Source organism: Clostridium sp. OS1-26, assembly GCF_030915445.1.
In the GTDB taxonomy this organism is placed as follows: domain Bacteria; phylum Bacillota; class Clostridia; order Clostridiales; family Clostridiaceae; genus Clostridium_AM.
On record NZ_CP133264.1, the window covers coordinates 5575133 to 5590990 of the forward strand.

Annotated in this window: 13 protein-coding genes and 1 pseudogene; 7 read left to right on the forward strand and 7 right to left on the reverse strand. The window is 30.2% G+C overall.

Features of this window, described 5'->3' with window-relative positions:
* Positions 1-126 precede the first annotated feature (126 nt).
* Positions 127-1010 (forward strand): annotated as a pseudogene (locus RCG18_RS27430) (LysR substrate-binding domain-containing protein).
* 180 nt (positions 1011-1190) lie between these two features.
* The gene (gene hcp, locus RCG18_RS27435; protein WP_308039133.1) at positions 1191-2837 is read left to right on the forward strand and encodes a hydroxylamine reductase; all 1647 of its coding nucleotides are present in this window, start codon (positions 1191-1193) and stop codon (positions 2835-2837) included.
* Positions 2838-2945: 108 nt separating this feature from the next.
* On the opposite strand, the gene RCG18_RS27440 is transcribed toward hcp, so the two are convergent.
* Positions 2946-3893 (reverse strand): DMT family transporter, encoded by a 948-nt coding sequence (locus RCG18_RS27440; protein WP_308039134.1) that lies wholly within the window; start codon positions 3891-3893, stop codon positions 2946-2948.
* 146 nt (positions 3894-4039) lie between these two features.
* Complete coding sequence (locus tag RCG18_RS27445; protein WP_308039135.1) at positions 4040-4609, reverse strand: flavodoxin family protein; 570 nt, start codon at positions 4607-4609, stop codon at positions 4040-4042.
* Between the two features lie 264 nt (positions 4610-4873).
* Here RCG18_RS27445 and RCG18_RS27450 point away from each other — a divergent pair, with 264 nt between their 5' ends.
* Both RCG18_RS27450 and RCG18_RS27455 read left to right on the forward strand, forming a co-directional pair.
* The gene (locus RCG18_RS27450) at positions 4874-5080 is read left to right on the forward strand and encodes a LysR family transcriptional regulator (protein ID WP_308039137.1); all 207 of its coding nucleotides are present in this window, start codon (positions 4874-4876) and stop codon (positions 5078-5080) included.
* 79 nt (positions 5081-5159) lie between these two features.
* Positions 5160-5744 carry a LysR family transcriptional regulator substrate-binding protein gene (locus RCG18_RS27455; RefSeq protein WP_308039138.1) on the forward strand — a complete coding sequence of 195 codons (585 nt, stop codon included), beginning with the start codon at positions 5160-5162 and terminating at the stop codon, positions 5742-5744.
* 120 nt (positions 5745-5864) lie between these two features.
* Here RCG18_RS27455 and RCG18_RS27460 read toward each other — a convergent pair whose 3' ends face one another.
* A complete protein-coding gene (locus RCG18_RS27460; RefSeq protein ID WP_308039139.1) occupies positions 5865-6587 on the reverse strand; it encodes an MBL fold metallo-hydrolase in 723 nt (240 codons plus the stop codon).
* A gap of 205 nt (positions 6588-6792) precedes the next feature.
* Here RCG18_RS27460 and RCG18_RS27465 point away from each other — a divergent pair, with 205 nt between their 5' ends.
* A complete protein-coding gene (locus RCG18_RS27465) occupies positions 6793-7383 on the forward strand; it encodes a hypothetical protein (protein WP_308039140.1) in 591 nt (196 codons plus the stop codon).
* Positions 7384-7701: 318 nt separating this feature from the next.
* Here RCG18_RS27465 and RCG18_RS27470 read toward each other — a convergent pair whose 3' ends face one another.
* The 3 genes from RCG18_RS27470 to RCG18_RS27480 form a co-directional block, all read right to left on the reverse strand.
* Positions 7702-9243 (reverse strand): cell wall-binding repeat-containing protein, encoded by a 1542-nt coding sequence (locus RCG18_RS27470; protein ID WP_308039141.1) that lies wholly within the window; start codon positions 9241-9243, stop codon positions 7702-7704.
* Positions 9244-9549: 306 nt separating this feature from the next.
* Positions 9550-10932, reverse strand: a complete 1383-nt coding sequence (locus RCG18_RS27475) for an ATP-binding protein (RefSeq protein ID WP_308039142.1) — start codon at positions 10930-10932, stop codon at positions 9550-9552.
* A gap of 1 nt (position 10933) precedes the next feature.
* Positions 10934-11629 carry an MASE3 domain-containing protein gene (locus RCG18_RS27480; protein WP_308042126.1) on the reverse strand — a complete coding sequence of 232 codons (696 nt, stop codon included), beginning with the start codon at positions 11627-11629 and terminating at the stop codon, positions 10934-10936.
* Between the two features lie 440 nt (positions 11630-12069).
* On the opposite strand from RCG18_RS27480, the gene RCG18_RS27485 reads away from it, so the two are divergent.
* Positions 12070-13434 carry an MATE family efflux transporter gene (locus tag RCG18_RS27485; RefSeq protein ID WP_308039143.1) on the forward strand — a complete coding sequence of 455 codons (1365 nt, stop codon included), beginning with the start codon at positions 12070-12072 and terminating at the stop codon, positions 13432-13434.
* A gap of 16 nt (positions 13435-13450) precedes the next feature.
* Positions 13451-14536 (forward strand): GIY-YIG nuclease family protein, encoded by a 1086-nt coding sequence (locus RCG18_RS27490; protein WP_308039144.1) that lies wholly within the window; start codon positions 13451-13453, stop codon positions 14534-14536.
* A gap of 219 nt (positions 14537-14755) precedes the next feature.
* On the opposite strand, the gene RCG18_RS27495 is transcribed toward RCG18_RS27490, so the two are convergent.
* Entirely contained in the window at positions 14756-15856 is a 1101-nt protein-coding gene (locus tag RCG18_RS27495) for an ABC transporter permease (protein WP_308039146.1), read from the reverse strand.
* Positions 15857-15858 lie beyond the last annotated feature (2 nt).

Below are 15858 nucleotides of genomic sequence, written 5' to 3' on the forward strand. Positions count from 1 at the left end.
AGACATCGGATAAAATGATTTTTTTTACATGTTTGAGTATAATAGATATATAATCATAAGTAAAATATATATATATCATGATAATCATTAAGAAAATTAATGATTATAGAGAAAGGATGATGCTTTGTGCTAGAGGAGATTAAAACATTTATAGCAGTTGTAGAATATAAAAACTTTACTAAAGCTGCTGAGTCTATTAATTTATCTCAGCCTAGTGTAAGTTTACATATCAAACATCTTGAAGAATACTTTAATACAATATTGATACAACGCTCAGTTAAGCAAAAAAAATATATATAACTCAAGCCGGAAATTTACTTTATGAGCGTTCAAAGCAAATCATTAAGTTATTAGAGGATACAAAAGATGAATTAGCAGATTATGAGAATACTGTACAAGGTCGATTACATATAGGCGCTAGTTTCACTATAGGCGAATATTTTTTACCAGCCTTCTTAGGACAATTTGCTAAAAAATATCCTAATTTAGAGTTGGAAGTTACAATTGAAAATACTTATAATATTGGTGAAAAAGTTAAAAATTTTCAAGTTGATTTAGCATTGATTGAAGGTACAGTTCCATCATCAAATTTTGTAATCAATCATTTCTATAAGGATAAAATGGTGTTAGCTGTTCCTTATAATCATTATTTAGTCAATAGGGAACTTTCTATTGAAGAATTGCAGAATCAAACATGGATTAGTAGAGAAGAGGGCTCCGGAACTAGGGAATATTTAAACCTTTTTCTGTCATCTAACAATATTAATGCTAAAAATATTATTGTATTTGGAAGTAATTATTCTGTAAAAGAAGCAGTTAAAAATAATTTAGGTATTACATTTATATCTTATCTTGTTACAGAAAACTCCTTAAGAAATAAAGAAATTTCTATTTTGAAAACTAGCCAAGAATATACTCGTCACTTTTCATACATTTTCCCAAAGGGTATACAACCCTCAAGGAGCACACTAGTATTTATAGATATGTTGAAAAGCTATATAAATCAATAATGCAATTATATTGCGGAGACTAATATTGAGAATTTAATTATAATTTAAATAGGACAAATTTTGCTATAAACACCTTCCTTTTTCAGAATTAACACATTATTCTTATTTTTTGTTGTATTTTTACATGAAGGTAGTGTAAAATGTTATTAAAACATTTTCATTTTTTAAGGAGGGTTAAATATGGCTGAACAAATGTTTTGTTATCAATGTGAACAAACTGCAGGTGGTAAAGGATGTACTAAAGTAGGTGTATGCACAAAAACCCCGGAAATTGCAGCAATGCAGGATTTACTAATTTATCAATTAAAAGGGACTAGCTGTTATGCTGTCAAGCTTCTAGAAAAAGGAGAAAAGATTGATAAATCAATAGTTTCTTTTGTTGAAGACGCATTGTTCATGACTTTAACTAATGTAAACTTTGACCCTGAAGCTCATATTAATATGCTTAAAAAATCTCAGAAAATTAAAGAAGAACTACGAGAAAAGGTTGGACAAGTATCTTTAAATACTCCTGAAGCACTATACAACTTAAGTGATTCAAAAGAACAAATTCTTGAAGACGCTAAAAAAGCAGGAATTATGTATAATCAAGATTTAAATGAAGATATTCGTTCTGTCAGAGAAACTATAAAATATGGATTAAAAGGAATTGCTGCTTATGCTCATCAAGCAAGATTTATAAATTATAATAGCGATGAAGTAGATGAATTTTACTTTAAAGCCCTATCATCGTTAACTGACGATAGTTTAACTCTTGAAGATTTAATCAAATGTTTGATGAAAACTGGCGATATGAGCGTTAAGATTATGGAAGTACTTGATAAAGCTAATAATGAAAAATATAACTCTCCTTCCCCTAAGAAAGTTAGTGTAAATATTAAAAAAGGACCATTTATCATAGTTTCTGGACATGACTTAAGAGATTTACAGATGCTGCTTGAGCAAACTGAAGGTAAAGGTATAAATATTTATACTCATGGTGAAATGTTACCTTCACATGGATATCCTGAATTAAATAAATATCCTCATTTAGTAGGTAACTTCGGAAGCGCATGGCAAAATCAACAGAAAGAATTCGATGGTATACCAGGCTGCATTTTAATGACAACAAATTGTTTGATGAAGCCGAAAGATTCTTACAAAGATAGAATTTTTTCAACAAGTGTTGTTGGCTTTGATGGTATAAAACATATAGCAAAAAATGAAAATGGTTATAAGGATTTCTCTGAAATAATAGATAAAGCATTAGAATTAGGTGGCTTTGAAAAAGATGAAGAGGTAAAAGAAATTTTAGTAGGCTTTGGACACAAAGCAACTTTAAGTCATGCTGATACAATAATAAATGCAGTTAAAGAGGGAAAAGTTAAACGTTTCTTCCTAATAGGCGGATGTGATGGGGCAAAACCTGGAAGAAATTATTATACAGAATTTGCTGAGAAGATTCCTAAAGATTGTATAATCCTTACTTTAGCTTGTGGAAAATATCGTTTCAACAAATTAGAGTTTGGTGAAGTAGCAGGGCTTCCAAGATTGCTAGATGTTGGCCAGTGTAACGATGCATACTCAGCAGTTAGAATAGCTTTAGCTTTAGCAGATGCATTTAACTGTGGAATTAATGATCTACCATTATCATTAATAATTTCTTGGTATGAGCAAAAAGCTGTAGCTGATTTATTAGCGTTGCTTTCCTTAGGGGTAAAAGGAATTTATCTTGGACCAAGCTTACCAGCTTTCTTAACTCCTAATGTATTACAATTCTTAGTTGATAATTTTGACATTAAACCAATTAGCACTCCGGATAATGACTTAAAGCAAATACTTGGATAAAATAATGTTCTTGTAGATTAGATGAGCTGTTTCAAAAGGGCTTAAATTACCTTTTGAAGCAGCTATTTTTGACCTATTGCAATAAATGTAATAAAATTCAATACCTTATTAAGATTTAACTGCATTTTCATAACTAATAATCTTTTCCTTATTAACCATCCATATACCTAAACATACTAGTATAAGAGCAATAATATTTTTATACTCAAGAATATTTTCTCCTAAAAATACTGCCGAAAGTATTGCACCGAAAATTGGAGTTAAAAAGTTGAAAATCGATACTGGACCTACCTTATTATATTTTAAAAGTAGATTCCATAATGAAAATGCCGCAGAGGATAATAAAGCCAGATAAATTAGTAATAATGAAGATGCCATTGTGAAGTGATGAACCCTTCCACCACAAAGAGCACCAACTAATATTAATAGTATACCTCCTATAGAAAGACTATATCCTGTTACTAACATTACATCCATACTTTTAGTAAGCTTTTTCCCATAAATAGCTCCTACTGAAAAAACGAATGCCGCAATTACTAAAAAGCCCTCTCCCCAAAAACTAAAAGAGAAACTCAATAAATCATTACTGAAATTTACTATCATAACTCCTATAAATCCTGCAATGCACCCAACTATTTTTTGCATATTTAACTTATCATTTATGTATATATAATGAGCTAAAATAACACTAAAAAATGTAACAGTAGAATTCATTATAGAGCTTTTAACACCGGTGGTATTAGCAATCCCAATATAAAAGAATATATATTGTAGTGTTGTTTGGACAGTACCTAAAAATAATAAATTTGATATATTTTTCTTTGAAAGTTTAAATACATTTTTCCCATACTTTTGTGCAATGATAAGTAAAATTATTCCTGATGCAGCAAACCTGTAACCTGCAAACACAATTTTTGATGGGATATCACCAGTAGAAATATTAAATAATATATATCCACTTTTTACTGCAGGATACGCACTTCCCCATAGCAAACAGCATAATGTCGCAATAATAGTAACAAATTTTTTGTCTGTAAAAATCTCTTTGTTTTTCAAAATAATCAAACTCCTCTCTTACTCATTACCTATATATTTTTCGCACAAAAGTTACATCAAAATATATTTGAAATACAGCATAAAAATTAATTATATTAAATTTATACTGAACTTAAAAGTTTCAACTCGTAACATCATTTAACAGTCTACATTTCTGATATACTTCTGCCTATTTCTCTAACAGTTTCTATATATGTTGGATACTCCATTATTTTCCCTTTTTCCATAACTCCATAAAAATAGTGTTCATCTAAAAGCGTAATTTCATAAGAATTGAATAACATATGATAAGTTTGACGAATAATATTAGTTTCTTGTTCATCTACTTGATTTAACGAAGAAATAGTGATGACCTTTTTACCTTTTAAACGCTCACGATTTTCCTTACTATAATATGCAAACAGCCTATCAATTAACTTCTTCATTGTACCTGGTACACTCCACCAATATATAGGAGATGCAAAGATAACTACATCTGAATTCTCTATACTACTGTATATTTCTCTCATATCATCATGTTGAATACAATGCCCATTCTTCATACACGCGTAACATCCAATGCAATCATTAATATCCATGTTTCTTAATTTGAAAACTTCTACAGTAAATTTATCATTATCAATATTAGATAATAGCTCATTGATAATAATATCAGTATTACCATTAGAACGGGGGCTTCCATTAATTATAGTAAGAGTTTTTTTCTGCTGACTCATATATTTATCTCTCCTTTTCTATTTCTGAAACTAAATATCCATTTGGTTTTATGAAAAATGAAATTTTTTCAATATGGTATTATTAAATTTCAATGGATATTGTTCCTACTTTCAATCTAGATAGTTACATTATTTTTTACATATTTTGAATAAACTTATTTGCAAAGTTAAATTATAGAATAATTATATTATAGGTATTTAAATTAGTAAAATTAATGTTTATAATATATAACATGAATATTTTTCATGAAAGAAGGTTTTTTAATGACACTGCAACAATTTGAAGTTTTTGTTAAGGTTGTTGAAACTGGAAGTTTTACAAAGGCTGGAGAGCTTCTAGCACTTACACAGTCAGCGATTAGCCATATTATATCCGCACTTGAAATTGAGCTAGGTTTTACACTTTTATATCGGAATCGTACTGGTGTTAGTATCACTAACGAAGGACAAAAATATTTCAACATGCTCTAGATATTCTAAATAAAGCTGAGTTGCTAAAGCAAGAAGCGGCAGCTATACTTGGAATTGAGTCAGGAATACTAAAAATAGGGTGTTTTCCAAGCATATCTGCCAAAATATTACCGGATATAATTTTGAGTTATCAAAAAAGTATCCTAAAATAGACCTACAAATCTTTGAAGGAAGTTATAATGAAATTGAGAACTGGGTTTCCACTGGAGTTATAGATTTAGGTTTTTCCGCTATTCCACCTGAAAGCTTAGATTTCATTCCCTTATTTCAGGATGACATGGTAGTTATTGTAAGCGAAGATCATCCATTCAGTTTAAAAGAAGAAATATCTATTAATGAAATGGAGTCTCAATCTTTTATAATGCCAAAGTCCGGCTGTGACATACAATTAAAACAACTCTTTAAAGAAAATAAGGTGAGTCCAAATACAAAATTTGAGCTTGAGGATAACAATACCATTTTAGCTATGGTCGGTAGAGGATTAGGAATATCAATAATGCCAGAAATACTTTTAGATTTTAAATCCTTGCCATTAAATGCAATTAGGCTATTACCTAGACTTTCTAGAACTGTGGGCATTTTGATAAAATCCTACAAAACTGCATCTCCAGCTTCTTTGTCTTTCATTAAAGAGACAAAAAGTTGTCTAAAAAGGTTATCTTGATTTTTACTATGTTTTAAAATAACAAGCCAATAGGAGAACTAGTATTAAGTCCTATTGGCTTACTTTAATCTATATTAATATTCTTATCATTAGCTATCTTTAATTAATTCCTACATTTTTTTAAACAATTCTTTCTAGTGATCCCTTAATATCTTTCGTGTATATTCCACCATGGTAGCATATGATTTTATCTATTTCATAGTCTAATAGTTTTTTTATAGAATTCTTTGCCTCATCAATATCTAGAGTATATTGTGGGTTTGCTATAGTTAATTTATCATCTTCTACTACTAATGCATCTCCGGAAATCAATGTTTTACTGTCTTTTATATAAATTGATATATGTCCTGGCATATGTCCCGGAGTAGCAACTATTTCTACTCCTCCACACCAAGAAAATGAATCTTTATCTCTTAGACATACATCCACTTGAACATTCTCTATTGATTCAATAAACTGCTGAAATTTCTTTGCATTTTCCTTTTGGTCTTCAGGGAGATTGTCGTATATAGATTCCGCTTGTTGTAACCTTAAAGACTTTTCATTGCCGCTAATATATTTCTCATCATCAATTGATGATAGAACCTTAATATGCGGATACTCTCTTTTAAATTCTGCCAAAGCTCCCATATGATCAAAATCATGGTGTGTTATAATTATTTTCGTTAATTTACTAATATCAATTCCCTTCGCCTCAGCATCAGCTTTTATTAAAGGTAAAAATTTAGGATATCCACAATCAATTAAAACAACTTCCTTCTCATCACTTAATACAACCGGATAAATAACATTTGAACTGCCATTAAAATCAAACTTTATTTCTAAAACTGTTAATCTATTCATTAGCTTATACCTCCATATTTAGTATATAAATATATTACCCTCATTCTATATATTTTTTCAAATTCATAAATAATTCTATATCAAACTTGTTCATATCCTGGTATAAAACTTTGAATATTCTTGAGTTAACTCTATAGAAAATAGGCTAGTCCTTGATATATCACAAACATTATTATACAATGAAAATTACAAGGATGTGATTTTTATGGAAAGTAAATTATTGAGTATTCCTCAAATGATTTTAATTGGTTCATCAGGCCGTAATAGTGGTAAAACTACCCTAGCTGTTGAAATGATTAATAGATGGAAAAATAAATCTTCTATTATTGCACTAAAAATAACTTCGCTTCAAGAAAAAAACGGAAAATGTCAAAGAGGTGGAGAAGGCTGTGGTGCTTGTTCTCATATAAGCGGAAACTTTGAACTCATAGAAGAAGCTAATAAAAATGCCAACAAAGATACTTCCCTACTGTTAGCCGCAGGTGCGGAAAAAGTATTTTGGCTTAAATCCTTACGTACTGATATTTATGATGCTATTAAGTTTTTTATGTCAATGGTTCCTCCAAACACTTTAATAATTTGTGAATCTAATAGTCTTCGCAAGGTCGTGTTGCCTGGAAGCTTTATAATGTTAAATAATACAAAGAATAGTACCATAAAAAAATCCGCCAGTGAAGTAATTGAAAAGGCTGACCTAATTATAGAAGATGATTTTAGAAATGATATAGATAGCATAATAAAAAAAATTGAATCAGATCTATTTTGTCTGCCATTAAATTTAGAAAAAGGAAAATAACAAAATACTCTCTTTTAAGAAAGTATTTAATATCGACTCTCTAATATAGGGCTAAAAGATCGAAAGTTAACTTATACCCCGGGCTATGTTTCCAAGCTTCAGTCCGTTAAAAACTTTTAGTCAGTCTAAAGCTTGTGTTTTAGACGACCTAAGAACCTTCGAGAAACTCGCTATGCTCAGACAGCTCGAAGGTGCTAAGGTTGTCTTAAAACCCTTTACTAAGACTGTCACAAAGTTTTTAAATCTACCTTCAGCTTTGGAAACATATCCCTTTGTATAAGTTAACTTTCTAGTTAGTTTTCCTATGCTTTTAGCTTCTTAGCCTCCTAAGTAGCTAAAGTGCATATAATCTTTCGAGTTTGGGAAATTGCCTCCCCAGTCCCAGCCATATTTCTGAAACACTTTAACAACCTCTGGTGTAATTGAATATGGATCTTTATAAGGATTATAATACTTCCCTACTTGTTGCTTTACTGTCCCATCTTTTCCTAATTGGATGAAATAATTTTCATCTGGATTTATATCAATAGCAGCACCAGCGGGATGATTAATACAGGAGTCCTTGTCCCTAAATCCACCGACATCCTTAATTGGAAATTGTTCTGGAAGATTATATATTTCATCAAAAATTTGTTTTACTTCCTCTGATATTTTTTTATTAACTGAAATGTTTTTAGTTACAGTACGCTTTCCTTTGCTTCTATCATTGTTATCTATGTAATCCCATACTTTAACAGTGACAACTTCTATATTTTTTTGTTTTACCTCTTTGCTGGTATATTGCCAGTTGCCGCCTATTTTTGCAAAGTCTCCATTTTTTTCGTCATCACCAATAAGAAACTCTCGTCTATCCGCTATAGGAATAGGCTTATTTTTATCACCATTAATTACTTGGGATTGCTGAAATAAACTATTAACTACTTTTATAGGTAGTACGCCTTCTCCACCTAATATTATATTATTATTAATAGATTTCCCAGTTAAAAGCTGTTTCATATCACTATTAGTAGAATTGCTGGCAAATATTATTGGATTACCACTTTTAACTGCCAATCCTATGCCGCTTAATGCATCTGCAAAACCTTCTCCAGATGTTATATAAACAGTGTTAAAATCCATACTTGATTTAAAATTATTTATAATGTTTTGATTTAAAGAATAACGCGTATTGCCAGATATTCTTTTATTATTAGGAAATTTGCTGGCAACTGCATCTGTTATTACTGTTTTATCTCCTAATACATATGTAGTTTTTATATTTTGTTTTTTAAGATAAGTTTGCACTACACTTGACACCTTATCTTTGGAAACTAATATTACAGGAATGCCATTTTTGCCAGATATCGGAGCCACCGATAATGAGCCTGCAAAGTCTTCACTATTTGATATGATAACCTCACTTACATTTCCCAGCTTTTCTGCTATTTTAATGGATGTCGCATATCTATCTTCTCCAGCTAACCTTTGCAAATTGTAACCACTTTTTTTTAATGAATCTTCAATGCTTTGTGAGACTACACCAGTTCCACCTAGTATTGTTATATTTTTAACTTTTAGCCTCTCTAACTCACTTACTAATATAGGATTATCTTTTAGAGAATTACCATGAACTAGCAATATAGGTGCATTATATTTACGGGACAAAGCCGCTGCTCCTAATGCATCCGGATAATTTTCACCATTTGCTATAATAACATTTTCTGAAGTGGTCCAACCACTCTTTGAAATTTCTTGACAAGTATCATAGCGAGTTTGTCCAGCTAATCTTTTCATTGTAGTTTCTGCATTTACGCTACTTCCCAATAGTCCTGTCATTAAAAGTGTTAACGCTATTGGCATTATTATTTTACTTTTGTTCATTTTCTCCTCCTTCATTTTCTAATTGCAGTTAATATTAACTGCAATCAAAAAATAGGCAAATATATAATATATGCTATATTCTGCAATTATGAAAAATATCCTTTATTTTTAGCTAAGGCATCTTCAAAAAAATAACTAGTCAGTATGCTAGTCTATTTTGCGTCATACTGCGTCTGCAGAACCCTTAGTTAGTGCTGACTATCTGCGGAACCTGCCTCCTTGTCTGACACAAAATATCCGTCGCATCTTTGAATTGTTATTTTCTTTCAGATGCCTAAAAGAAAATAATACTATATCTTGAGCAATTTAATTATCAAAATATATATCAGAAAATTCTACGCTTAATTGATCTATACTGTTGCTATCTGCTGCAACTTCAAGAGTATCATCCTCAGCAGTCAATATTCTTATAGGAAACTCCATCTTAAACTCACTGCCTTTCCCATATTCACTATTTACAGTAATTTTCCCACCGTGCATAGTAACAAGAGATTTTACAATAGAAAGACCTATACCACTTCCCTCATTGTTTCTTGTTAGTGACTTGTCTACTTGCCTAAGTCTATCAAATATAAATTTAAGCTTATGCTTAGGTATACCAATTCCTGTATCCTTAACTGATATAATGATGCTTTCTCCTCTATCTTCTACTGTCACTAATATTTCATCTCCTGGATTTGTAAACTTAACAGCATTTGAAAGAAGATTAAGCATAATTCTTTCTATTTTTTCTGCATCACAGGCCATCGTTTTTTCCTCTACATTTGTGTCAAATATCAACTTAACTCTTTTAGTTTCTATATATTGAGCAACAGACAAAGTTATTTCTTCAACAACATTTACAATGTTATGGTTATTAAGCCTTAATTTTAAAAATCCTGAGTCCATCTTTGTAATATCAAGCAAATTTCCAACTAATCTAATTAATCTATAACAATTTTGTTTTATGGCTTTAGTATTTTTTTCTAGTGTTTCCCTTGTTTTATCTGATGTATTTTTGACAACATATAGTTCCATAAATTGAAGTGTTGCATGTATAACATTTAAAGGAGTTCTAAATTCATGTGATATATTTGCAAAAAACTCACTTTTTAATTTATCATACTCTATTGCTTCATTTAACAATCTGCGTTCAGTTGTATCTCTTACAACGCTAACAACAACATTTTTTCCTCCTCTTAAAGAAGATGTACTTGTAATTTCAACATCTACATCTTGCCCATTAAATTTAACAAACTTTTCTTCAACTATTGGCACCATACTAGAATCCTCTTTTAGCTTGTCTAATCTATTATTGAGCAATTCATGATAGTCCTTGTGTACAAAGTCCGACATCATTTTGCCTATGATATCGTTAGAATCGAGTGCTCCCAAAAGCTTTTTTGCTTCATCATTTACAAGTACTATTTTTCCGTCTACATGAACAAATATGGCGTCAGGTAAGTTTTCTACAAGATTCTTATATCTTTTTTCACTTGCTATAAGTTTATTTTCTGTAATTTTACGTTCTCTTATTTCTGCTTTTAGTTTTTCATTAGAACTTTCTAATTCCTGAGCTTTTAGCTTTAATTCATTATTGGCTTGGGTTAATTCATAGAATAAAAGATTATATGGACGCTGAAGACTTGTCCCACTAATTGCCTTATACATAAGATAAAAAGATACTGCATGTAAAATATGTCCAACCATATTAAGTATTCCAAATACATTTAAATATAGTGTAAAACTTATTTCCTGAAATAATCATTGTTATTAAGGAAAATATCATATAAATATATACACTTTTATGAAACATCCTATTTTTTTTAACTAAAGCAAGAATTGAAAAGATTAAAATGGCTACTATGATATATTCACTTATTTTTTTAAATAGAGTTAATCCGCTGCCCTCTATATAGCATGCAGGAAATATGTTCCATAAAAATATTGACATTAACAAAAGTATTGATGCTATTAAATAAATTAATAATATAGTTTTTTCTTTTAATTTTTTTTCTAATAGATTAAATGACACTAATATAGATATACTTTCTATAAACTTTGTGACAATCCACAATTGTGTTGCTAAATTTGGTGTACCATCTTGAAATATCCCCATGCCTTTATACGCAAATGCATGTAATAAATTAAAGCTCCCAATAAATGCAAATGCCATTCCTAAAAAAGTGAAATAACTGTTATATGATATCTTATAGGTATTTATAGCAATTATAGATATGATAAAGGCAGAAGTAACACTGGCAATTTCGATAAGAGTATGAAATAGCAAATAATTCTTAAAGCTTATACATACTGCAGCTATTATTAGTACAATAGATACTGCTATATTCTTAAAGACTTCTAAATTGATTGATATTTTATTTCTCTCTATAATTTTAGTATTCATCACAATTAACCCCACCTTTTTTGTTAAATATTGGTAAAGTTCAATTTGAAATTATATCATAAGATTACTTAAGTGAGAAATGCCAAACATAATGAAATAATTAACTTTTATTTTGGATATTTTTATTAAAATTTTCTAATTTAAAGATATGCATTTTAAAAAGTCTTTGTATTACATAGTAACATTAGTTACACAGTAATTATTTTCCTTTGATTTCATATTATAACATATATTCTTGTTTTTTTCAAATTTATTATAAGTCAATATTTTCTATTAAACGACATATTATAATATTTGCAATTTCGCCAAATATTTTAGATAATGTCATGTTAATATTAATTAGTTTAGTATAATACACCTTAATCTATTGTTAGTTTAGTCGTATTATACTATAATAGTTAAATGAAAAATCTGAAAAGGATTAACTAATGGAGGTCATAATGAATTTAACATCCTTATTCAATGACAAAAAATTCTTAAAAACCTTATTTAAGCTTGCATTGCCAATTGCACTTCAAAATTTAATACTTTCTTCTCTTAATCTTGTAGATACAATTATAATAGGTGGTCTTGGAGAGTATGCTATAGCTGGAGTAGGTATTGCTAATCAATACTTCTTTTTATTAAATTTAGTTTTATTTGGAGTAGTTAGTGGTAGTTCTATATTTACTGCTCAATATTATGGTGATAATGATTTACCAAATATTAAAAGAATATTAGGCATTTCCATCATAACAAGTGGAACTGCTGCATTTATATTTTTCATAGTAGGCTTTTTCTTTAATAATCAAATTATAAGTATTTTTTCAACTGATAAGGTAGTTATATCAATAGGAAGTGAGTATTTAAGAATAATAGTCTTTAGCTATGTTATTACTGCTATTACTTTTTCCTACTCCTTTACTTTAAGAAGCATAGGACAAGTTAAAATTCCTATGATAATAAGTATTATTGCGCTGGCAATAAATACAATACTTAATTATTTGCTTGTTTATGGTTACTTTGGTATGCCTAAGCTTGGAACTAATGGGTCAGCCATAGCTACTCTTATTGCTAGAGCTATTGAAATGATGCTTATGATTACTGTTGTATACTCTCAGAAACTTATTATCGCTGCTAAAGTTAGAGAAATGTTAGACTTATCTCTTGATTTTATAAAGAACTTCTTTAAAATCACTGCTCCTGTAATTTTAAATGAATCTATGTGGTCACTAGGGGTTAGTATGTATGCCATTGCCTATGCGAGAATGGGTACTGAAGTAATAGCTTCAACCAATATTTCAGCTACCATTGAAAGAATCACTTGGGTAATATTTATGGGACTAGGAAATGCCTGTGCTGTTATGATAGGAAATAAAATAGGGGAAGGCAATGAAGATGAGGCTTATCTATTAGCTAAAAGATTTATAATACTATGCCCTATCCTTGCAATTTTAGCTGGTATCATAGTATTTTTTACTTCTGGATGGACTCTTTCGGTATATAAAGTGTCACCAACGGTATATAATTATTCTCATAACATTTTAATGGTATTTTCCATATTCTTAGTTGCAAAAGTTATTAATTATGTTAGTGTAATCGGCATTTTTAGAAGTGGTGGAGATACTAAATTTTGCTTAATTTTAGATACTGGTGGTGTTTGGCTTATAGGTGTACCCCTTGCCTTTCTTGGTGGGTTAGTTCTTAAGCTGCCAATTCATTTTGTTTATGTTTTGGTATACTTAGAAGAAGTAGTAAAGCTTATGTTTTGTATACCAAGAATTATATCGAAAAAATGGATTAATAATTTAACTGCTAAAGATTAAATTTGGAGGAGATATTGTGGATTTAAAAGCAAAAGTTAAAAAGCTTCCTTCTTTACCAGGTGTATATATGATGAAGGACTCTCTCGATAGTATTATTTATGTTGGAAAATCAAAGAACCTTAAAAGTAGAGTTGGATCCTATTTTCAAAACTCAAAGTCACATTCTCCAAAGGTTGTGAAATTAGTTAAAAATATAAAAGACTTTGAATATAAACTTACCGATACTGAGTTCGAAGCTTTTATGCTAGAATGCAAATTGATAAAAGAAATAAAACCTATATACAACAAGCTAATGAAAAGTCCAAAGTCTTATTCTTATATAAAAATTAAAATCAGTGAACAATGTCCTGATATTGAAATCTCCAACGAAGCTAATAAAGATGATGGAAATCTTTATTTTGGACCATACACCAGCAAAAATACAGTCTTAAGAGCTCTTAATGGTATGAGGGAATGTTGTAAAATACTCTGCAACAATAGTTCACGAAAAGCTTCTTCTTGTTTAAATTATTCTTTGGGCTTATGTATTGGTATGTGTTTGGAGGGTGCTGCCCAAAAGCAGTATCTTGATACAATGCATAAAATAATACTGCTGCTCAATGGAACTGACAAAAGCATTCTTCAAGAAATGGAGCATAAGATGACCGTTGCATCGGAGAAATTTGATTTTGAGAATGCCGCTAAATATAGGGATTATATAAGTGCAGTAAACTATTTGCTAGATAATGTAAAGGTTATAAAATTCACTGAGGATAATAAAAATATTGCTTTACTTGAGTACCTAAGTGATACTACCCTTAAGTTTTTTCTTATTAAAGGAAATAAAGTTCTTTTTAGTAAAAACTATGACCTAGAGAGCTTTAATTTAGAAAAATTAAAATCTGCTTTCAAATTCAATATCTTAACTTGCTTTAATGACAAATCTCTAAAAAACCGGATAAAGATTGAAAAAGAAGACATCGATGAAGCTCAAATAATTTACACTTACTTAAAAAGCAAAGCTAGCAGCTGCAGACATGTTGTAATTTCAAAAAAGTGGCTTAATACTTCAAATAACGTAAATATTGATAAGGCAATTAATAAATTACTGTTTGAACAGTAACTACAGGTATGATATTCTAAATATCATTATTAAACAATATGGTATTAATTTTAAAGGCAGAACTTAATGAAAAGGCCTAGTCTCTTTATAGGGCTCAAAAGCCGAAAATTGACTTACACCCCGGACTGAAGCTTGGAAACATAGTCCGGGGTGTAAGTCAATTTTCGGTCTTTTAACCCTACACAGAAAACTTATGTCGCATTTTTTTATAGTGTTCTATTACTTAGCTACATTTCCTTCTCTAAGGTAAGCTCTGTCCATTTCCTTATCCTTTTGCCTTTTCCATGCATGAAGCACCAGTGCCAAGGTAACAACACCATAAGATACGAACATTCTAAAATATTCACCTATCATAGCTTGCCCTGTTAGATTTTTACCTGCCATTGGCATAACCACGAACATTAGATGGAATAAACCTGTACCAATAATCGCATTTGGTATGGTGGCTTTACTTACGGTAGCGCCACCTACAAGTAGTGCAGCAGCGGCAAATAATGCTGCTTGATCTGCTCCATTATAGGTATTTAAGGTACCTATGTTCTGCAAATATATAATTTGACCATAACAAGCAAGTACAGTAGAAATTATGATTGATTGTATACGAGTTTTTTCTACCTTTATACCTGCTGTTCCTGATACTATCATATCTTGTCCTACAGCTCTCATATTCTGTCCAAGTTTAGTCTTTCTAAACCATAATGTAAATACACATATTGCACCAATTATTAAGAATGTTCCTATTGGTACAGCTACTCCTCCTATATTAACCAGAAGCAACTTATCAAATGCACTTGACGCATCCAAATTTATAGCATTTCTGATACCATAACCTCTTGAAAGAACCAGTGTACGACTTTTTATAGGTATTATAGATCCACATAGATATAATAGAAAAAATTGATATATTCCTGATATAAAAAAACCTAGCATCATGGAAGTAATCATTTCACGTCCCTTTGCCCTATTTAAAACAGCCCCACAGAAATATCCTAGAACTATTGCAATAGGAGTGCCTATTATCATCGCTAGTATAAGGCCTGCAGCTCCCTTAATACCCCAGTCTGTTATAAATATCAATCCTATCTGTCCTGCCATTGCACCTAAAATCATTCCAAAGTTGATTCCCATACCTGCCATTACAGGTAACAAAAGTGCCAGTACTAGAAATGAGTCTCTTGAAAGACGAGTAACAATCTCTCTAACAAGATATATTCCACTAAATTTTGAAATAGGTATTGCTATTATACTAATTAATAAAAACATAATTGGAACAGCGCTGCTAGTTAAAAGTTTTTTCATATCTTGATTACTAAGTTTCATAT